This window comes from Paenibacillus filicis (genome assembly GCF_038070315.1).
GTDB lineage: Bacteria > Bacillota > Bacilli > Paenibacillales > NBRC-103111 > Paenibacillus_G > Paenibacillus_G filicis.
In genome coordinates, this window is record NZ_JBBPCC010000002.1 from 134,292 (window position 1) to 153,631 (window position 19,340).

Below are 19,340 nucleotides of genomic sequence, written 5' to 3' on the forward strand. Positions count from 1 at the left end.
ACGCGCAGCTTGCCATGCTTGCCTAAACTGACGGTTCTCCCGTTAGCATGACAAATCGAAGGGCAACTTGCCACTCCTCAATCTGTAGATTTCTCCACTAAAGCACTCCATCCCACACCTATTACTGAATAAAAACGCTTTCTTAATGAAATTAATCTCTATTCAGGAAGCCATACATGGGGCAAGCACATCGATAAAGCTTTCTCTTAGGCCTTTATGATTTCAATCATTTCATTCACACATTGTTCGATATCCTTCTTTGAGCAATCAACAGTTATATCACTGTACTTCATGTATAGTGGAACTCTTTCCTCGTAAACGTCCTTGAGGCTATTTCCTTTCTTCATCACGATACCCCTGGTTGTCGTTGGTTAGTCTCTGTTTAATTTCCTCATAAGGGACGTGTAGATAAATCACCCGTCCGCCCTGTTTAAGGGCATGCATAGCTTTTTCCGAATATACAACGCTTCCTCCTGTAGATATGATGCAATGATTTAGCTGCAATCCAGACACCGTGTTTTCTTCGATATCCATAAATCTATCGATCCCATCATGATCCAAGATATCTTGCAGTAACCTGCCTTCCTGCTGCTGGATAACCCTATCGGTATCTACATAATCCATTCCTAAAGCTTGGGCAAGTAACGCGCCTAACGTGCTTTTACCTGCTCCAGACATACCTATCAGAACGATATTCATATTCTTCCTCACTTTTGTGAATATAGTATACGGCTCGTTGAATGATTCGGCGTTTTCCAAAGATATCCTCTAAACCCACGCAAAGACTTCATCCTTGGGTTCGATTTATAGACTGCAAGGAATATGAGAACACAATGGCGAATAAGGAAAATATGGTAGTTGGGCAGAACAAACAGACAAATACAGGATATATTTTTGGTTTTGGAGGAGTGAACCCGTCAGCATAATTATGAACTTCATAGCCGTCTCGAATGATTAGAAGGGGAGGACCGCCTATTTATGGATCATTTAAAAGCGATCTTACAAGAAAGAGGAATTCACTATGAGATTATTCATCACGAAAAACAGATCCGTACCGCACAGGAAGGTGCCGATTATTTGGGAATTGAACTAGGTCAAACAGCTCCCACTTTAGTTCTTAAATCAGAAAAAGGATATGTTGCAATGATTGTTTCTGGAAATCGAGGTCGATTAGATTTAGAAGAAATATCAAGCAGCTTAGGATGTAGCCAATTGAAAATAGCAACCCCAAAAGAAGTCCAGCAAATCACTGGATACACGGTGGGTAATGTCTCCTTAGCACTTTCTTTGCCTTGTATCGTAGATAGACGACTTTTGCAATATCCTTTTGTTTATGGAGGTACAGGAGAACCAGGATCGACCTTGAAGATTGCCCCAACTGATTTGGAAAAACTAAATCAGGTTGTCGCTTTTTGGGATTGATGAATAAAAAAGGACGCTCCCGAGCCTTCGCTTGGGACACGTCCTTCACAAGAGTTACCACTTTAATTCCAATCCATCTGCTGATCCGCCAGCAGCTTCTTCAAGGCTCTGACCGCTACTACGAACAAATCCGGTCTGCTGTAGCCCTGGAACGTCTCCGCAGCAGATAAGTGCGGCTCCAGCGACATGAAGCCCGTATACTGTCTACGTTTCAATTCCTGCACAAGCTGCGGCAGCTCCCCGTCACCCTGACCGGCTGGCACTACCTGCCCGCTCTCCATCAGCGCATCCTTGATATGAATATACGTGACGTAGGGCGCAATAAGCGGGTACGCGTCCGTCATCGGACGAACGCCGCATTGTACGAAGTTCGCGGGATCGAAGGCGGCTCGCAGCTGCGGGGAATCGCAGGCTTGCAGGATGCCGAGACAGCGCTCCCCCGTATCGCCGTAGACATGCTTCTCATTCTCATGCAGCAACCGGACATCTTCCCGCTCTGCAATCTCTGTTAATAGCTTCATCCGGCTCAGTACTTCTCCCTCGTACTTCCCTGCTTCCTCTCCCTCCGGTATAAAGAACGAGAAGATACGGATGTATGGGGCTTCCAGATAACGAGCCAGCTCAATGGCCCGGGAAAATGACTTCAGATGCGGCTCGAATGGATCGGTAATCCGGATTTTGCCGATCGGCGACCCGATGGAGGACAGCTTGAACCCCCGCTCCTGCAATCGCTGCTTCAGCCGGGCCGCTTCCTCATCCGTCAGCTCCAGCACATTTTTGCCCCATACGTTCCGCAGCTCAAGATGGCTGATGCCCTCGGACTGCAGCACATCGAGCTGGACCTCCAAGTCCTGTGAAATTTCATCGGCAAATCCAGTTAATGTAATCACCTGACTGCACTCCCTGTCCTTTTGTTATTTATAATCTTCGGCCTTCTTCACCAGCTCCGCATAACCAGCTTCCGGCGTTATCTTGCCGAACATGACCTTTTCCCCGATGTCCTTGAAATCCTTGTCCGTGTAATTGCTCCAGCCCTTGGCTCCCGGGTTGAACGGCTGAGCATCAAGCGACACACTCTTGATTAGCTCGATCTGCAGCTTATCGGAGGGCGTGAGCTTCGGCGTCAAGTCATCCAATACTTTCTTGGATACAGGTACGCCCCGGGTCGTTCCGAGAATGTCAGCCGCTTCGGGATCATTAATAAACCACTCGATGAATTTCTTGGATTCCTCGATATGCTTGGAGTCGGCACTGACCGACCAGAACATCGAAGGCTTGAGCCAGCTGCTGGACTGCACCCCCTTGGGCTGCACCGCGAGCGTATAGGCACCCGGCTTGACGCCATCATAGCCGGGGTACAAGGCAGCGAGGGAGCGTCTCATCAAGACCGTACCATTGTTCAACAGATCGAGCTTGGCATCCGATTCCTTATCGGTGCTTGCGATATCTGCCGGAGGCACGACGCCATCCTTGCGCAGCTCTGCATAGGTTTGGACGTAGGCGAGCCAAGTCGCCTTATCGATGTTGAACTTGCCGTCCTCCGTGATCGGGTAACCTTTCCCTTGACTGAGCTGATAGGCGGAGTACAGCGTGTAATCCCCGGTGGCGTCCATCAGCACGTAGTTGCCCTTGCCCAGCTTGGCCTTGGCCTGACGTCCGAACTCATAATACTGCTCCCAGGTCCAGCCGCTCGCCGGAAGCGCAAGACCGAGCTTGTCGATCGCATCTTTGTTGTAAATCATGCCTGTCGCATTATTGCCCAGTGGAATCGCATACAGTTTATCTTTGTATGTGCCCGAATCAATCAGCGACTTGTCCACATCTTCGAGCCGAATGCCCTTGGACAAGTCGGCCAGTTGGTTGCGACCAGCGTATTCAGACAGCCACGGCGGGTTCATCTGGATAAGGTCCGGCGCATGTTTGGCCGCCGCTTGCGTCGCCAGTTTATCCGCGTACCCGTCAAACCCGGAGAATTCCGGCTCGAAGGTCACATGAGGATGTTTCTTCGTATAAGCGTCCAGCGCTTTGAGCGTTGCGTCATGCCGGGCCTGCGAGCCCCACCACATGATCCGCAGCTTGACCGGCTTATTCTCTGTGTTGCCCGTGGAATTTCCCCCATTGCTTGCGCCCGGCTTGCTCTCGGTATTCGATACGCAGCCTGCCAAGCTCGCAGCGACCAAAGCCGTCAAGGAAAGTAACCCCCAAGTACGCATCTGCCTGTTCATCCTCTTCCTATCCCCTTCCTGGTTCAGCAGGTTATTCTAACAAGCTTTATTATAAGTAAGACCGGCTACAAGAAGAATGAGAGTAATGAACACATTTCTGTCACTATCGATCACAACCTATTTTTTCGCGAGCTCGCTTGGATTCACCCCATAATATTTTTTGAAGTTCGAGCTGAAATAAGGAACGTTCTTATAGCCTACCTTCTCGGCGATTTCATAAATCATATGCTTGCCTTCGAGCATCAGCGCTTTCGCTTTCTCCATTCTGACGCGGATGACATAGTTCGTGAACGTTTCCCCCGTTGCTTTTTTGAAAATTTGGTTCAAATAATTGCGCGATAAGTACAAGTGCTTGGATAGATCCTCCAGACTAATCTCCTCCGGATAATGGCTGTGGGCATATTGAATCATGAATTCCACCGCATCCTTGTGCCGGGAATTTTCACTCCAGCCCCGGCTCGTCGCGATGATCCGAATTTTCTCCTTCAGCCATTGCTCCAGCTCGGCGGGCGTCGTCATCCGACTGATTTCCTGGGGAACCGCATTGTCTGGAAACAACTCATCCAGCACGATCCCTGTACTGTACAGCGAATAAGCCAATATCGTCCACAGCTCCGTACATAAATATTGCAAATAAGCAGGAGTGATGGACGGCATCTCACTCAGTTGGCTCACATAGCCATCAATAAGCGCATCCGTTGTCTGCCCCTTGGAGTACACGATCGCTTCAGCCAGCTCCTGATAAAACTTGATCGGACGTATCGCCACCTTGCTGCCTGCAGGAAGAGCGCCCGCATGACCGGGCTCGAACACCATGGTCTGCTGCAGCAGATCGAGGAATGCTTCCTCCGTGGAATTCGAAATTTCCTTCCAATCCTCTGTGACGCTTCCGAATCCCGTTCGGATTTCCAGCTTCAGATACATCTGGACACAATCCGTGATCCGCTCGGACATACGCCGTATGTCTCGGATGGCATCATTCCAGGACCTATCCCGGTTCAGATGGAAAATAATCGCCGCATGATGGCTGTGCAGCTCGACGAACTCAGCTTCCGGCCAATGGTCCGCCAACAGTTCGCGGACGACATTGGCGAGCGCAAACCGGAACAGGTTCCAGTCGGTCAGCGACACCTTGGATATACGAACCGTGCTCATCAGCTCGATCCCCATTACCAGATGATTTCTCTCCCTCCAGTAGGCCCGGCCAGACAACTTCAAGCTCTCATCGGCTACAGACCGCTCAAAGGTACCGGTAAACACGGATTTCAGCCATTCCTTCTGCACGAACGGCTCATACATCATCAGTCTCCGCCTGACTTCCTCCTGCTCCAGCTGCTTGAGCTCCCGGGCTTCCAGTTCCTGAATTACGCGCTCAAGCACCGTTCGCAGCTCTTCCATCGTTACCGGCTTGGACAAATAGTCACTGACCTGCAGTCGGAGCGCCTGACGGGCATATTGAAAATCCGAATAACCGCTTAAGATAATCACCTCGCCCGCGAACTGCTCGCCTCTCAACTGCTCGATCATGTCCAGGCCATTCATCACCGGCATATAGATGTCTGTGATCACGATATCGGGCTTCGTCTCCCGGATAACTGCCAGACCTTCTTCGCCGTCCATAGCCTCCCCAACCCACTCCGCTCCCAGCTGTTCCCACGGAATCGACTTGCGCATGCCATCCAGCACTTGAAAATCATCGTCAATAATGAGGATTCGCCACATGGAATCTCTCCTCCGCCTCTTGTTTGTTCGAAATGACGGGCAGCACGATCGTTACCAGCGTCCCTTGCCCATCTCTGTTGTGCAAGGCCACACCGTACGGCGTCCCCAGATACGCGTCTATGCGCTCCTTGACATTTCGGATGCCGTATCCGCCTGTCTTCCGCTTCTTCTCATGCCAATCTGGGCGTATTCCGACACCGTTATCATAGATTAGGAATTCAATATCGTGATCGCGTATACCCGCTTCAATACAGATATCTCCTGACCGGCGTCCGTGAAAGCCATGAATGATAGCGTTTTCGACGAACGGTTGAAGGGTCAGCCTGGGGATGTACATCTCCTTCAGGGCTTCGTCTATGTCCATGGAATAGGTTAACCGGTCGCCCCAGCGTATTTTCTGAATGTGTAGATACGATTCCACATGAACGAGCTCATCCTTGATGAGGATCATCGTCTCTCCGTTGGACAAGCCGATCCGGAACATCTTGCCCATCAAGGACAAAATCCGGCTGATCTTCTCCTGCCCCGCTTCGATAGCCAGCCAATTCAGCTGATCCAGCGTATTGTATAGAAAATGCGGGTTGATCATTGCCTGCAAGGCCAGTATCTCCGCCTCTCGCTGCCGTTTGTGCTGGGCCTTCAGGGAATGCAGCAGCTCCTCAATTCGCTCCATCTGCCGGCGGTAACCCTGAAACATATGGCCGAACTCATTCGTATAATCGGTCGGCAGGTGATCCATGGCGGAATTCGCCGGTACACGCCCCATGATCGATAACAGCTGGCGAATCGGCTTGGTAAACTGCCTGGAGAGAAACAAGGTAAAGAAAGAAGCGATGAAAATAGCCGCCAAGCCTACAGCGATGAGCGTATAGGCGAGCCGGAGGCTACCGTGTACGATGCTGTTCCATGGCGTCGCCTCAATCAGAATCCAGTCTGATTGGGACTTGTTCCACACGATCAGTACATCCTCGCTGTCTGCCACAGCCGGAAGCCTGACACTGCCCGACCTGTCCTTCGATGCTCGGATGCCGCTCAGCACCGGCTCCGGCAAGGCCAGATTGCCGATAGACGATATCGTCTTGCCCCCGCCGTCAAGCAGAATCCGTTTTCTCCCTTCCGACTCCCCCTGAACGAGATATTCAATCGCCGATGACTTGAGGTTGAGCACCAGCAGCCCGTAATATTTGCCGGAGTTGTTGTACACCTTGCGCGCGAATCCGATAAAGGACTGCGGCCCCGTATTCGTCTCCAGCGTACGTTCCCGGATCCAGCTGAAATCATTGTTCTGAACCTCGGGGAACCAGCTCTCTGACCTCACCTGATGAATATCGAGAAATTTCACCGGCGCCTGTGAATCCGTCAGATCCGGATTTTCCATGTATAGATGAATCGACTGCACCATCGTCGTGCTGTAAGTAATGTTGGCAAGCATATTGAGCAGATCCTTTTTGCGGCGCAGGCGTTCGAAGGAGTCTTTCTCCAGCGGATCGTAGCCAACCGTATCGATATTGCGCGCCGCCGCCAGCGACATCTGCTCGATCGACCGCAGCTGGATGTCGAGCTGCTTGTTGAGCTCGCCCAGCAAGTCCCGCTGGTAGTAGGAGGTCGTGTCCGCGAGCTCGTGGGAAGTGATGCTGTAGCTGATCCATGTGAAAATAAGCAGCAGTGCAGCAATAAATAGGGCAAAGCTGCCGAAAAATAGACGATCGATTCGCACCCTCTTGAACAGGCTCAACACCGCTCCCCCTCCTTCATGATTCCTGATATCAACAGAAAAAAGCTGCCCTAAGGCGCAGCTTTCCCCTGCAATGGTCGGATTGTAGCCTCATTTTACCCTTTCACCGCACCTGAAGCAATGCCGTCTACAAAGTGCCGCTGGGCCAGGAAAAAGATGAGGAGCGACGGAATCACGGAAACCAGCGACATCGCAAGCAGTTGACCCCAAGGCAGCGCGGACTGGCTGTCCACGAATAGCTTCAATGCGAGACCCACCGTGTATTTATCAATGGAATTAATGTACAGCAAGTGACCGAAGAAGTCATCCCAATTCCACAGAAAGCAGTAGATCATAACGGTAACCAGCGCCGGCTTGGTCAGCGGCAGCACGATGCGCCAGTAAATGCCGAACCAGGTGCAGCCGTCCATTTTGGCCGATTCATCCAGTTCCTTGGGCAAGCCGCGAATAAATTGCACCAGGAGAAAGATGAAGAACGGGCCTCCGACTCCGCCGGCCAACAGGTGAGGCACGTAGAAAGGCAGATACGAGTTCACCCAGCCCCAGGCGTTAAACATAATATATTGAGGTACCAGCGTTACCTGAGTCGGCAGCATTAACGTTACCATTAGAATCGAAAACCAGAAATTTTTCAATGGAAAATCCAGCCGTGCGAACCCGAAAGCTACCAGACTGCAGGAGAGCACCGAAGTAATCAGCACGCCTGCTATCAATTCGAAGGTATTGATGTAGAAATGGGTGAACGTATATTTCGGAATCGCCACCCACCCTTCCGTGAAATTGCTCCATAACCAATTTGTCGGGAACAGCGAAGGCGAGCTCATCTCCTCATTGGACTTGAAGGCCGCACCGACCCACCACAAGACTGGATAGATCATGACCAGACTGAACAAGGTTAGCAGCATATGTGACCCGATCGACCTGCGCATTGTTGTATTCATTTCTTTCCCTTCCCTTCTGTCTCATAGAACACCCAGTATTTGGACGAAGCGAAAATCATAGCCGTGGCGATACCTATAATGATGAGGAGAATCCAGGCCAAGGCGGAGGCGTAGCCCATGTCGTAGCGCGAGAAAGCCCGATCGTACAAGTATAGCGCATACATATACGTGGAATTCACAGGTCCGCCCTTGGTAATGATAAAGGCCTGCGTGAACATCTGGAACGAGCCGATGGTTTGCAGCACCAGATTAAACAGCAGCACCGGAGACAGCATCGGCAGTGTAATCTGGACAAACTGTCTGACCTTGGACGCTCCGTCTACCGACGAGGCTTCATATAACTCGGCGGGAATCTGCTTCAAACCCGCAAGGAAAATGACCATCGACGAGCCGAACTGCCACGCGACCAGAATAATGAGGGTACCCAGCGCCGTGCCTGGACTGCTGATCCAACTGATCCCTTGAATGCCTACAAAGCTTAACAGCTTATTGATAAAGCCATCGATGCCAAACATGTTCTTCCACAATACCGCCACCGCGATACTGCTCCCGATCAATGAAGGCAAGTAGATCAGCGTTCTATACAAGGAAATTCCTTTGATCTTCTTGTTGAGCGCGATAGCAACCAGCAGCGCCGTGATCAGCTTCAGCGGAACCGAGAGGACGACGAACCAGAGCGTGACCTTCAGCGACTGGCGGAACGTATCGTCGGTGGCGAATATTCGCTCGTAATTTCTAAGGCCCACCCAATCAGGCGGGTCCAGCAGCGTGAATTTGGTGAGGGAGTAGTACACCGATTGAAGCATCGGCCACATCGTCAGGAGCAGAAAGCCCAGCAGCCATGGTGAGATGAACAGGTATCCGGCAATCGGAGATTCCCAGCGGTCTTTCAGCCGGAACGCAGCAGTCCGTTTGCGGGCGGCCTTGGAGGAGATTGAGGTTGTCTGAGTCTTCATAGTAGCCCACCTTTGCTTTTCTTATCTCCAAGTATAAAAGAAGGGGCTGCTCTCTAAAATGAGGGGAATGAACACTTCTTTTTCACAATCGAACAATAAACCTGAGCTGTCCGTGACTAGAAAAAATACAAATGTACCCAAATTTTACACAAGTATCGCCTTATCCTTCGTTGGTATGATGCTTGATGTAATCGTTATCATTTCGCTTCCGGTACACAAGGCTTTCTTTCCGATGCACGTTGAGAGAAAGGATGAAACCCTATGCATATAGACAATTATTTGAACCTGTCCGCCTTCCCTGCCCAGATCTCGCTGACGCTGGACCGCACGGCCAGCTTCCGCAACGTGAACCACGCTCACCCGGGACTCGAGATCATCTATGTTCACGAGGGACGGGGCAACGTCATTCTGGATGAATGCAGGCACAGCATCGAAGCGGGGACTCTGATCTACTACAAGCCCTTTCAACGGCACCAGGTTCAGATGGATACTGACGGCAGCCAACCTTATATCCGCTCCATGTTTTTATTCGAGCCCTCTCTGCTATGGAGTTATTTCCAGCCCTTCGATTCGTTGGTCAGCTTCCTGGAGACACTGTGGAAAAGCCGCCAAGTTCCTCAGGTGGTGCGCGTAGCGAACCCAGGAGAGATCAACGACTATTTGTCCCGTGTAGCGGCCCGGTACGGCGCTCCTTCTACTGCCCCTTACCGCATGGAAGAAAACGCCCTGCTGCTGCTCCAGCTGCTTCACTTTCTGCGAGATGTATTCCATCGCAGTCAGGCTTCTTCCATACTGCCCGCCTCTCCGAGACAGACCATCTCCGCTGCGGTGAAGCAGCTGCTCAGCTGGATCGACCGGCATTACACGGAAAAATGCGAGCTGAAAAGCATGGCCGCGCTCGTCCATCTCTCCCCCAATCATTTATCCTACCAGTTCCATAAGGAAACAGGCACCTCGATCACCGAGTACTTATCCGCCAGAAGGCTCCAGCATGCGGGCCTCCTGCTCCAGACGACCGATCAGCCGATCCGGGAGATCGGGCTGGACACCGGCTTCGATAACTTCTCCTACTTCTGCAAGGTGTTCAAGGAAAAATTCGGCGTGACGCCTTCCGCTTACCGCTCCCAGTCTGGTGCAAATGCTGGTCTGCGCAGCGAGCTGATCGGAGACTAACACACACAAAACCAGCGGCAATCTTGGACTGAAAATAAGTCCTAGACTGCCGCTGGTTATTTGGGCCCCATCCTTTGTCGAAGTTCCCCATTCTGGTTCAACTGACGTTCCCGTTAGTTTAATTTTTTTGTGAGGAGTATTTCCAAAGGTTGTGTATCAAGTATTAAGCATCCTGCATCTTTGTAGCCTAGTTTTCTAAAAAAATGTTGGGCTCCTTCATCAGCCTGAGTGGATGTCATCATCAGATTGAAGCCCTTTTGTTTCATTTGTTCTTCCCAGAAGAGGACAACTTGCTTTCCTGTCCCTTGGTCTCTATATGGTTCATCGATCCAAATCATGTTCATGAAAGGGGTGTTGTCCCAAAAGTATCCATACCTCATCCACCCGATATTTCTTTCTTCCTGATTTCGCAGAATGAATATCTCATTATCCTTTATTTTTTTCAGTATTAAGCTCTCAGAAATATGATGGTCAAGATTTCGTATGTATTCATAGTCTGAGTCAGTTGCAAAGACGATCCTCAACTTTATTCCCCCTTTAAGCCACATTAGAAATCTAATGATATACTAACAGAACTCAATGAAGCGCAGACAATAAATAACATCTTTAATTAAACTATACTGCCAAACCCATAAACCTCTCAATGGCAACAGCAACACCATCGTTATCATTTGAATCGGTTACGTGGGCTGCGCAATTTTTTAGCTCAATTATCGCGTTCTCCATTGCGATTGGAAATCCGCACATTTGGAATAGTCCTAAATCGTTAAAGTCATCCCCAAATACCATTACATTTTCTGACTTCACCCCGATATCATGAAGAACCCCCTGCACGGCTTCTTCCTTTGATGCTGATTTTTGCATGACTTGCACCAATCCTCCTCCATCGGTGGCGATTACGTTCACATGGTCGCCGAAATGCTCTATGATATCTCTCCATGTGCTATAACCTTGAACCAATATTTTGGTTGGGGAGAGTGAACTAACAAAATCGTTGTCAATAACCTGGGGTTTCGGATCATTCGAACGGAGACCGAATTGAGCACGCTGTGAGTCGGGAACAGGTGTACACGCATACCATGAATCATTAACCTCGTATGAAATTAACGATTGAGGAGCATGTAACTCGATGAATTTGCCAATCTGTTGGCTAATCTCATTTGGGATACTAATGTGCAGCTGAGTTTGCTTAGACCTACATGTTATTAGAGCACCATTGTAATAAACAAAGTAGTCTACAAAAGGAAAATTCTCTACAAATTGATTAGCCGCTCTAGGCGGTCGAGCCGTGGCAACAATAATATGAACACCAGAATCAAAACATTTTCTAACAGCCTGATAATTTCTAAGTGATATGGATTTGTCACTGCCGAGCAATGTTCCGTCCAAGTCTAATACAATTGCCTGTATGTCCGACATCTACATCTCTCCTCATAAGTAATTCTTCCAAATATAACCTAATCTTAGTATAGAAGATAGAATCAATATTGAATTACACTGACCGTTATTGGCTATTCAAACTGACCATTAATTCAACGCTCCACTTTACCACTATTTGTGATACGGTTCAGCTTAACGGGTCTATCGGTGAAAAATGCGATGGAGCTTTCTGCGACACAGGATTGCCGAAAATTGCCGCTCATTACATTAAAAAAAGCTTAATTCAAGAACTTTTACTATACACAGAAGGCCACCGAAGTAATCGGCGGCCCAGGCAGTATGTGATTCAGTTATCGTCTCTGTTAGTTCATTAGCAAATAAATTACAACTAGTTATTTCTCCCAAAGCTCGATCAGTCGACCTTCAGGATCTTCAATCCAAATAAAAGCTCCAAATTCACTACTCTCTTTTTTCTTTGCAAGAGGTACACCCAAATGTTCGAGATGCTGAATAGTTTCGTCTAGATTATGTACTTGGAAATTTAACATCACTTGTTGTTCGGTTGGAAAATAGCTGTCATTCTCGGTAAAGAAAGAAAAGATAGTCTCATTTCCTGATTGGGGTTTTATCACAGTCCCATTCCAATTTTCGATTTCAATCTGCAACACTTCACTGTACCATTTTTTTATAACTTCAAGATTTTTGGTTCTCCAAAATATTCCTCCAATACCTTTGATCATCGTATCGAACTCCTATCTATCATCAAATTTTTAGCTGCCCCATTCCATTAGATATTCGAGCTTCAAATCTGCATTCCTTTTTCAACTATACTGCCCCATCGTTTAATAAATAAGCACTAGTTAAAAAACCTCCAGTTCCGCTGAGAGCAGCAGTTCCAGAGGTCTTCACTATGCAAACGGGGCTTGGTTAGTTGACGTTGCCTTTGTACATATTGCCGGACGGCGTACGCGTATTGCCGCTGGCTGTGGCAGAGGTGCCGCTGGAAGCGTTGACGATATATGGAGCCGCTGTGTTCAGGTTCAAGGTATTATTGAGAATCTGTGCATTCAGCCCCCAGCCCGCGACCTGCTGATGAACCTGGAAGGCATCCACAATGTTGCTGTTATTGTTGCGATTGCCGGTGTTGTTGCGGATGATGACGTTATTGCCCTTGATATCGATAAAGCTGTCGGCATAATTCGCCCCGCTGATACCGGTCCCATTGAAGGTGCTGTACTCGACGATCGTCCCCGTCGTTCCTTCCTTGATATCCACATGCTCCGCCCGGACATTCGGACCGAAGGTGACATTAGTAATCCGGTTATTATTGGCCTCCTTCGCATAAGTTCCCCATTTCCCCTTATCCGAGCCTACGTAAACTCCCTCCCCGAAGCCTGGATCCACCAGTCCTGTATCATGAATCGATGAATTTTTAATCGTGTTATTAGAGCTTCCATCCCGGAAATGAACCGCCTCCTGCCCGACATTATACACCTCCGCATTGTCGATGACCGTGTTGTTGGAATGATCCAGCATAATGCCCTTCTGGGCATTCGTCACCTTCAGATCCTTGACCTCCCAGTTGTCCCCAGTGATATGCAGCGCATAGCCGCTGCCGGTGCCCCCGCCGTCCAAGGTCGCCCGGTTGCCGGCGCTTGCACTGCGCAGCTTGATTTTATTGCCGGACGTGCCGTTCGCTGCCGCTACAAATTTGCCGTTAAAGGTGACTCCGCTCGCCAGCACGATATCGTCGCCAGGCTGTGCATCGGACAAGGCGTTTTTCAGGCAAGTCACGTTGCTGCAAGTAATCGTGCGCGTAGCAGCACTTGCTGGGATAGCCGCAACCAGCATGGCTCCCGCAAGCCCGCAAGCAACCAGTGAACGTCTCAGCTTGCTGCCGGATGCTTCTCGTACCCATTGAATCATGATCATCGCTCCTCTATTCATTATTTAAAGCGCTTACAGTTTCGATTATAACACCTATGCTCCGCTTGCATTTTGCTGCTGCTACGATTCATTGTTGCTGCTCTATGATGTTGGATGATGAAGCGGGAGCCTTCGATCTGGAAGAGCTTGTAGGCCGGGCCGGCTCGGCTCGGCAAAGAGGCTCACCGTGTACCGGTAAACCTCTCTCCTCCCAACCCATTGTGATGGGATATCCAGCGTCCGTCCGATGAACCGCTCAGGTCTGAGCATCCAAGGAACGACGGTTTAATACCGTGCTCAGCAGCATCGCGAGGACGAAGTAGATCGCGATCATCCCGATAACGCCGTCCCAGCCGTAGCGGGTAAACACCAGTCCCCCGCTCGTACCGCTGACGCTGGAGCCTATATAATAGAAGAAAAGGTACAGCGCCGAAGCCTGCGCCTTATCGGCCTGGGCCACGATGCCGACCCAGCTGCTCGCGATGGAATGGGCGCCGAAGAAGCCGAAGGTGAATATCGCCATCCCGATGATTTTCAGAGCCAGGCTCCCGCCGAGCGTCAATAGCGCTCCAGCCAGCACGATGCACAGCGCGGCCCGCATCACCCCGCCGCGGCCGAAGCGGTCGGACAACCGCCCCATCCAGGTCGAGCTGACCGTTCCCATCAGATAGACGACGAAAATACTACCTACAAGCGACTGGCTTAGATAGTACGGAGCGGCGAGCAGCTCATAGCCGATATAGTTAAACAGCGTGACGAAGCTGCCCATTAGCAGAAAACCCAGTCCGTACAGACACAGCAGCCGGGGATTCCGGCATTGTGCCCAGAGCAGCGGGATGACCTTGCCGATCTCCAGCTTCCGCTGGCGGAAATGCTGCGACGGTGGCAGCATTACATAGAAGATTACGGCGGCAGCCACGCTGAGGCAGCCAAGTACCGCGACCGCGACGCGCCAGTCGAACCAGTCGGTCAACAGGCCGGTCACGATCCGCCCGGCCATCCCGCCGATCGAATTGCCGCTGATGTATAGACCCATCGCATAGCCGAGACTGAGTGGCTCCATCTCCTCGGTCAAGTACGTCATCGCAATCGCAGGGAGACCCGCGAGGACGATCCCCTGCAGGATGCGCAAGCCGAGCAGTGTGTGAAACTCCGGGCTGAAGGCGATAACAACAGCCATTACCGATGCCGCCAGCAGCGAGAGTGCCATGATCGACTTGCGTCCCCAGGCATCGGACAGCGAGCCGACGAACAGCATCGCAACCGACATGGCGATTGTTGTCATCGACAGGGATAGGCTCGCCACAGCCGGAGCTACGCCGAAATCCCGGGTAAACTCCGGCATAAGCGGCTGGAGACAATAAAGAATAGCAAACGTGCTGAAACCTCCCGCGAATAAAGCGAGGCTCATTCGGCGGAAGGCGGTCGTGCCTTGCTGGATATGCATGTCAATCAAACCTCTTTGGGGGGCGTCCTTTCCTCACAGAATCGGACGCCATTCTCGCGGGCGGCAGGTTGCCGCCGACCGCGGTTGGGCAGCGCAAAGCTTGTTTCTATAGGAAGCGATGTCTTACTCGGCTGCTTCTGTCACGGCTGCTGCTCGGGCTGATGCCTTTCTCTTAAGCAGCAGCACGCTCTCGGGTTACTTACAGTACAGCCTGCGCTCCATGCCTGTGAGGAATTCGAAGCCACTCTCTGTCACCACAATCGTATCTTCGACCTGGAACCCTCCGGCACCGAGCTCATAATACGGAATTTCCACGCAGAGAGTCATCCCCTTCTCCAGCGTCCGGTGATCACCGGGAGCGAGCGTAATGTCATCGTACAACTCCAATCCGATCGCATGGCCGACGTGCTGTCGCCGGTAATGCGGGATGCCTTCCCGCTGGACGGCCGCGACGGCCTCCTCGAATACGGTGGACGCCTTGACGCCCGGCCGGATCAGCTCCAGTGCCCGCTCCCAGCCGCGCAGCGTAGCCTGATAGTGGCGGTTATGCCACTCCGTCGGCTCGCCCAGCACCGCCGTACGGCCCGTATCCGCCCAGTAGCCGTCGAGCTGGCAGCACAAGTCGAAGCGGATCAGATCGCCCGGCTCGATCCGGTGGAAGTACCGTTCGATCAGCGGCAGCGCGCTTCGCGGTCCGGCCCCGACCGCCACCATCGCGGGCACGGCGCCTTCCTTCATCACCGCATACCGGTAATGATTCGCCAGCTCCTCCTCATGCACGCCCGCCGCGATCAGGTCGATCAGCTGCTGCTCTGCCCGCTCATTGAGCTGAGCCGCTTTGCGCAGCCGCGATAGCTCGGCAGACGTCTTGACTTGGCGGATTTCGCGGAACAGCTTGTACGCAGGCTTGACGAAGCCGTCAGGCAGACTGCTCGCCAGGCGCGAGTACCATTCCGGCGCAATCCGCATCTCGTCCACGCCGACTGGCTGCCCTCCGGCTCCCCGGTCGGCTAGCACAGCCTGCAGCGCTTCAAGCGGGCCGGGATAGGTCGAGACGCTGCCAAGCAGCTGATAGAAGAGGTCAATATCTGGCGTCGATGGTTTTCCTTCGGGAGAGCCTTCCAGGAAGAAATCGCTGTACAGATACAAGTCCGCCTCCGGTACCCCAATCTGCGCGATAACGCCCAGACGGTTGGTCGGAATGACGAGGGCCGGACGGGCATTCGGGTCCTTGGGCAGCACCCCGTAGATCTGCATCGTCCAGTTGGTCGCACGCAGCGGCGACCCGACCAGGTAAGCGACGTTCTCTGGCGTGGTCGCGACGAGTGCCGTCAGCCCTTCCCGTTCCATAATGGCCGAAGCGCGAGGACGGTTTACTGTGACTCCATCCCCGCCTGTCTTTCCCGTTCCTGCTTCAAATGCTAACATCGGCCTCAAGCCTCCTCTGAGAATGATCGCGAAGCTATAGCAACAGCAGCATCAGCTTCAACGTGAAAAACAAGCTATTCCTTGCCGCCGAAGATGCGACTCATGCCGGGAGCAGATCGAAGCACCAGCTTTAGTCCGAAGAAGACAGCGAGCGCCAACACGATGAAGACGACCGACACGACGGCAATCGTCGGGTCCTGCCATTTTTCCATATATAAGAACAATTGAATCGGCAGCGTGTAGCTGTCCTGACGCAGGATGAGCAGCGCGGTCTCCACCTGGTCGAAAGTAAAGACGAACGAGATCGCGGCACTCATGATCAAGCCGAGCTTCATCTGGGGCAAGGTTACGGTGAAAAACACCCTCAATGGGCCGGCACCCAAATCCGCCGCCGCTTCCTCATGCACCCGCTTCACATTGGCAAGTGTACTGCCGACGATGGACAGGACGAACGGAAGCACCGTCACCGCTTCTCCGAGAATAAGAGCGAATAAGCCTCCGGCGATCTTCATCTTGGAGAACAGGATGAGGTAGGCGACGCCGAGCGTAATTTTGGGTACGACCATTGGCGACATGAAGAACGACCGCAGCAGGTTGCTCCCCGGGAAGGAATAACGCTGAATCGCCAGCGCCGCCAGCGTGCCTGTCACGAGAGCCAGCAGCGTAGCCCCGGCCGATGCGATGATACTATTCCACAGCGCCTGGGCAAACTGGGTTTGCGTACCGAGATGTGCATACCACTTCAGCGATAGCCCTTGCGGCGGAAACTTGCCGTACGATACGGTACTGAGCGATGTCAGCACGATCATGACGAGCGGAGCCAGCAGGTAGATGCATACGGCCGCGGTGAACACATAGAGAAGCACAACGATCAAGCGATTCTTACTTGGCATGGGCTGCGCCTCCCGAACTCGAGCGTCTGAATATGAGCCAGTCGGCCGCACGGTTCACCAGCAGCGACACGACGATCGACGATACGAACAGGAAGAGGCTCGCAACGGCTGCCATCGGCCAGTTCGTGTCCAGCGTCCGCTGGTAGATAAATACTGGCAGCGTCATCACGCTGCCCCCGCCGATCAGCTGCGGCGTCGTAAAGGCGGTCAAACAGAGCGTAAAGACGATCTGAACACCAGCGGCAATCCCTCTCGCGGACAGCGGAAACGTAACGGTGGCGAACGTACGGATCTGCCCTGCTCCCAGATCATGTGCGGCGCTCTTTAGTACCGGGTCCTGCTGTACCAGCACGCTTAAGATAGGCATCACCATAAACGGGAGGAAAATATGAACAAGCGCGATGACGACGCCGGTCTCATTATGAGCCAGCGAGAAGCCGGTTTCGGTGATGCCCAGCTTGATCAACAGCCAGTTGACGAAGCCCTGCCGCGACAGCAGGATCATCCAGCCGTACGAACGCACGACCGCGCTGACAAGCAGCGGCATGAACGTGAGCAGCAGCAGGGTTTGGCGCCAGCCGGCGCTGCGTATCCGGGCGATGCAATAGGCGAGCGGATATGCCAGCAGCACGCTCCAGAGTGTGACCTTCACCGCCAGGCCGAACGTCGTCCGGATCACCTTCCAATAGTAGGGATCGTACAAAAACGTACGATACGCATCGAGCTGCCAGGCGGTTTTCAGCGTGCCGCCCGTAAAGCTGTCGAAGCTGTAACGGCCGAAGATCAGCAGCCCGCTCAGATAGATGATGCCCATAAGCAGCAAAGCGGGCAGCAGCAGAAGCAGCGGTGTCAGCCACGAGCTTCGCCCGGGTGCGAACCAGTTAACCACGCGGGCGGAAACCTTCGTCATGCGGGACGCCCCTCCCTATCGCGCTCCATGCTGTCGTGGTCGCGCACGTAGATCGCATCCTCCGACCTCCAGCCGATATCTACGATATCCCCGATGCCATAGCGTAGACCACCCGGCTGATGCAGCCGATGCGCCGTCAGCTCTATGCCGTCATCACTAACCAGTCTATAGCGCATCATCGTACCGCCGTAGACGGTATCCACGACCCGGGCTTTCGTCCGGTTTGGCAGCTCGGCCGCTTCCTCTCCGACCCGAATATATTCGAAGCGGATCGACAATTGGCCCTGTTCTCCTGCTGCAGCCGCGGGGCCGGACTGCGGAGCTGCGACTTGGAGGCGATGTCCATGCCACTCCACGTGCAGTCTGCCGCTTTCGGCGCCGAGCACGCGGACCGGCAGCAGATTCGTTTCTCCGATAAACTTGGCAACGAAGCTGTCGGCGGGACGCTCGTAAATTTCGTCCGGTGTGCCATATTGCAGCAGCGACCCGGAGCGCATGACGCCGATCCGGTCGGACATGTTGAGCGCTTCGCCCTGATCATGGGTGACGAAGATAAAGGTGCCGCCGGACTCCCGCTGAATCCGCTTCAGCTCGCGCTGCATATCCAGCCTCAGCTGCATATCGAGTGCAGACAGCGGCTCGTCCAGCAGCAGCACATCCGGCTTGTTAACCAGGGCCCGGGCGATGGCTATCCGCTGCGCTTGGCCCCCGGAGAGCTGGGTAATCGCCCGGCTGCCATACTCGGGAAGCTGCACAAGCTCCAGCACCTCGGCGACACGCCTCTGAATCTCAGCCCTCGGCACCTTCTTAACCTTGAGCCCGTAGGCGATATTGTTGAATACGTCCATATGAGGAAACAGCGCCAGCTGCTGGAAAATCATATTCGTGTTTCTCCCGTACGCCGGGATCGCGGACACATCCTGGCCCCCGAGCAGGATGACTCCCTGATCGGGATGCTCTAGCCCGCCAAGCATGCGCAGCAGCGTCGTCTTCCCGCAGCCGCTCGGTCCGAGCAGCGATATGAATTCGCCGCGCTTCACCTGCAGCGATACATGATCGACCGCGGCCTTCCCGCCGAACCGCTTGACCACCCCGCGAGCCTCGATGGCGGTTTCTTCCCGAATTTCGGTCATGGTTCTCTTCCTTTCCTTTCAGCTTCCGGGACGTCACCCCCCGCCCCTA

18 protein-coding genes are annotated in these 19,340 nt (G+C 52.6%); 2 read left to right on the forward strand and 16 right to left on the reverse strand.

Annotation, left to right across the window (positions count from 1 at the left end):
• Positions 1-330 precede the first annotated feature (330 nt).
• On the reverse strand, positions 331-699 hold the full coding sequence (locus WMW72_RS04455) for a shikimate kinase (RefSeq protein WP_341414217.1): 369 nt from the start codon (positions 697-699) through the stop codon (positions 331-333).
• A gap of 279 nt (positions 700-978) precedes the next feature.
• On the opposite strand from WMW72_RS04455, the gene WMW72_RS04460 reads away from it, so the two are divergent.
• The gene (locus tag WMW72_RS04460; RefSeq protein ID WP_341414218.1) at positions 979-1,422 is read left to right on the forward strand and encodes an aminoacyl-tRNA deacylase; all 444 of its coding nucleotides are present in this window, start codon (positions 979-981) and stop codon (positions 1,420-1,422) included.
• Between the two features lie 62 nt (positions 1,423-1,484).
• On the opposite strand, the gene WMW72_RS04465 is transcribed toward WMW72_RS04460, so the two are convergent.
• The 6 genes from WMW72_RS04465 to WMW72_RS04490 form a co-directional block, all read right to left on the reverse strand.
• The gene (locus WMW72_RS04465) at positions 1,485-2,312 is read right to left on the reverse strand and encodes a sugar phosphate isomerase/epimerase family protein (protein ID WP_341414219.1); all 828 of its coding nucleotides are present in this window, start codon (positions 2,310-2,312) and stop codon (positions 1,485-1,487) included.
• A gap of 24 nt (positions 2,313-2,336) precedes the next feature.
• The gene (locus WMW72_RS04470; protein WP_341414220.1) at positions 2,337-3,635 is read right to left on the reverse strand and encodes an ABC transporter substrate-binding protein; all 1,299 of its coding nucleotides are present in this window, start codon (positions 3,633-3,635) and stop codon (positions 2,337-2,339) included.
• Positions 3,636-3,764: 129 nt separating this feature from the next.
• A complete protein-coding gene (locus tag WMW72_RS04475; RefSeq protein ID WP_341414221.1) occupies positions 3,765-5,369 on the reverse strand; it encodes a response regulator transcription factor in 1,605 nt (534 codons plus the stop codon).
• On the reverse strand, positions 5,347-7,104 hold the full coding sequence (locus WMW72_RS04480; RefSeq protein WP_341414222.1) for a cache domain-containing sensor histidine kinase: 1,758 nt from the start codon (positions 7,102-7,104) through the stop codon (positions 5,347-5,349). The genes WMW72_RS04475 and WMW72_RS04480 overlap by 23 nt, the downstream gene beginning before the upstream one ends.
• 95 nt (positions 7,105-7,199) lie before the next feature.
• Entirely contained in the window at positions 7,200-8,045 is an 846-nt protein-coding gene (locus tag WMW72_RS04485; RefSeq protein ID WP_341414223.1) for a carbohydrate ABC transporter permease, read from the reverse strand.
• Entirely contained in the window at positions 8,042-9,001 is a 960-nt protein-coding gene (locus WMW72_RS04490) for a carbohydrate ABC transporter permease (protein WP_341414224.1), read from the reverse strand. The genes WMW72_RS04485 and WMW72_RS04490 overlap by 4 nt, the downstream gene beginning before the upstream one ends.
• Positions 9,002-9,262: 261 nt before the next feature.
• Between WMW72_RS04490 and WMW72_RS04495 the strand changes: the two genes are divergently transcribed.
• On the forward strand, positions 9,263-10,174 hold the full coding sequence (locus WMW72_RS04495; protein ID WP_341414225.1) for a helix-turn-helix domain-containing protein: 912 nt from the start codon (positions 9,263-9,265) through the stop codon (positions 10,172-10,174).
• A gap of 113 nt (positions 10,175-10,287) precedes the next feature.
• Here WMW72_RS04495 and WMW72_RS04500 read toward each other — a convergent pair whose 3' ends face one another.
• The 9 genes from WMW72_RS04500 to WMW72_RS04540 all read right to left on the reverse strand — a co-directional run bounded on the left by WMW72_RS04500 (position 10,288) and on the right by WMW72_RS04540 (position 19,291).
• Complete coding sequence (locus WMW72_RS04500; RefSeq protein WP_341414226.1) at positions 10,288-10,698, reverse strand: GNAT family N-acetyltransferase; 411 nt, start codon at positions 10,696-10,698, stop codon at positions 10,288-10,290.
• 91 nt (positions 10,699-10,789) lie between these two features.
• The gene (locus WMW72_RS04505; RefSeq protein WP_341414227.1) at positions 10,790-11,593 is read right to left on the reverse strand and encodes an HAD family hydrolase; all 804 of its coding nucleotides are present in this window, start codon (positions 11,591-11,593) and stop codon (positions 10,790-10,792) included.
• A gap of 353 nt (positions 11,594-11,946) precedes the next feature.
• A complete protein-coding gene (locus WMW72_RS04510) occupies positions 11,947-12,294 on the reverse strand; it encodes a VOC family protein (RefSeq protein WP_341414228.1) in 348 nt (115 codons plus the stop codon).
• 187 nt (positions 12,295-12,481) lie between these two features.
• Positions 12,482-13,480: a right-handed parallel beta-helix repeat-containing protein gene (locus tag WMW72_RS04515; RefSeq protein WP_341414229.1), complete on the reverse strand. Its 999-nt coding sequence runs from the start codon at positions 13,478-13,480 to the stop codon at positions 12,482-12,484.
• Between the two features lie 256 nt (positions 13,481-13,736).
• Positions 13,737-14,927, reverse strand: coding sequence for an MFS transporter (locus WMW72_RS04520; RefSeq protein WP_341414230.1), 1,191 nt, complete (start codon positions 14,925-14,927; stop codon positions 13,737-13,739).
• Between the two features lie 195 nt (positions 14,928-15,122).
• Entirely contained in the window at positions 15,123-16,355 is a 1,233-nt protein-coding gene (locus tag WMW72_RS04525; protein ID WP_341414231.1) for a M24 family metallopeptidase, read from the reverse strand.
• A gap of 74 nt (positions 16,356-16,429) precedes the next feature.
• Complete coding sequence (locus tag WMW72_RS04530) at positions 16,430-17,248, reverse strand: ABC transporter permease (RefSeq protein ID WP_341414232.1); 819 nt, start codon at positions 17,246-17,248, stop codon at positions 16,430-16,432.
• Positions 17,238-18,158 carry an ABC transporter permease gene (locus WMW72_RS04535; RefSeq protein WP_341414233.1) on the reverse strand — a complete coding sequence of 307 codons (921 nt, stop codon included), beginning with the start codon at positions 18,156-18,158 and terminating at the stop codon, positions 17,238-17,240. Before WMW72_RS04535 ends, WMW72_RS04530 begins: the two co-directional genes overlap by 11 nt.
• Positions 18,155-19,291: an ABC transporter ATP-binding protein gene (locus tag WMW72_RS04540; protein WP_341414234.1), complete on the reverse strand. Its 1,137-nt coding sequence runs from the start codon at positions 19,289-19,291 to the stop codon at positions 18,155-18,157. The genes WMW72_RS04535 and WMW72_RS04540 overlap by 4 nt, the downstream gene beginning before the upstream one ends.
• Between the last annotated feature and the right edge of the window lie 49 nt (positions 19,292-19,340).

Coding starts and splice junctions, on each gene's coding strand:
- WMW72_RS04455 (WP_341414217.1), bottom strand. CDS start 699: ATGAATATCGTTCTGATAGGTATGTCTGGAGCAGGTAAAAGCACGTTA.
- WMW72_RS04460 (WP_341414218.1), top strand. CDS start 979: ATGGATCATTTAAAAGCGATCTTACAAGAAAGAGGAATTCACTATGAG.
- WMW72_RS04470 (WP_341414220.1), bottom strand. CDS start 3,635: ATGCGTACTTGGGGGTTACTTTCCTTGACGGCTTTGGTCGCTGCGAGC.
- WMW72_RS04475 (WP_341414221.1), bottom strand. CDS start 5,369: ATGTGGCGAATCCTCATTATTGACGATGATTTTCAAGTGCTGGATGGC.
- WMW72_RS04485 (WP_341414223.1), bottom strand. CDS start 8,045: ATGAATACAACAATGCGCAGGTCGATCGGGTCACATATGCTGCTAACC.
- WMW72_RS04490 (WP_341414224.1), bottom strand. CDS start 9,001: ATGAAGACTCAGACAACCTCAATCTCCTCCAAGGCCGCCCGCAAACGG.
- WMW72_RS04495 (WP_341414225.1), top strand. CDS start 9,263: ATGCATATAGACAATTATTTGAACCTGTCCGCCTTCCCTGCCCAGATC.
- WMW72_RS04505 (WP_341414227.1), bottom strand. CDS start 11,593: ATGTCGGACATACAGGCAATTGTATTAGACTTGGACGGAACATTGCTC.
- WMW72_RS04510 (WP_341414228.1), bottom strand. CDS start 12,294: ATGATCAAAGGTATTGGAGGAATATTTTGGAGAACCAAAAATCTTGAA.
- WMW72_RS04515 (WP_341414229.1), bottom strand. CDS start 13,480: ATGATTCAATGGGTACGAGAAGCATCCGGCAGCAAGCTGAGACGTTCA.
- WMW72_RS04520 (WP_341414230.1), bottom strand. CDS start 14,927: ATGCATATCCAGCAAGGCACGACCGCCTTCCGCCGAATGAGCCTCGCT.
- WMW72_RS04525 (WP_341414231.1), bottom strand. CDS start 16,355: ATGTTAGCATTTGAAGCAGGAACGGGAAAGACAGGCGGGGATGGAGTC.
- WMW72_RS04530 (WP_341414232.1), bottom strand. CDS start 17,248: ATGCCAAGTAAGAATCGCTTGATCGTTGTGCTTCTCTATGTGTTCACC.
- WMW72_RS04535 (WP_341414233.1), bottom strand. CDS start 18,158: ATGACGAAGGTTTCCGCCCGCGTGGTTAACTGGTTCGCACCCGGGCGA.
- WMW72_RS04540 (WP_341414234.1), bottom strand. CDS start 19,291: ATGACCGAAATTCGGGAAGAAACCGCCATCGAGGCTCGCGGGGTGGTC.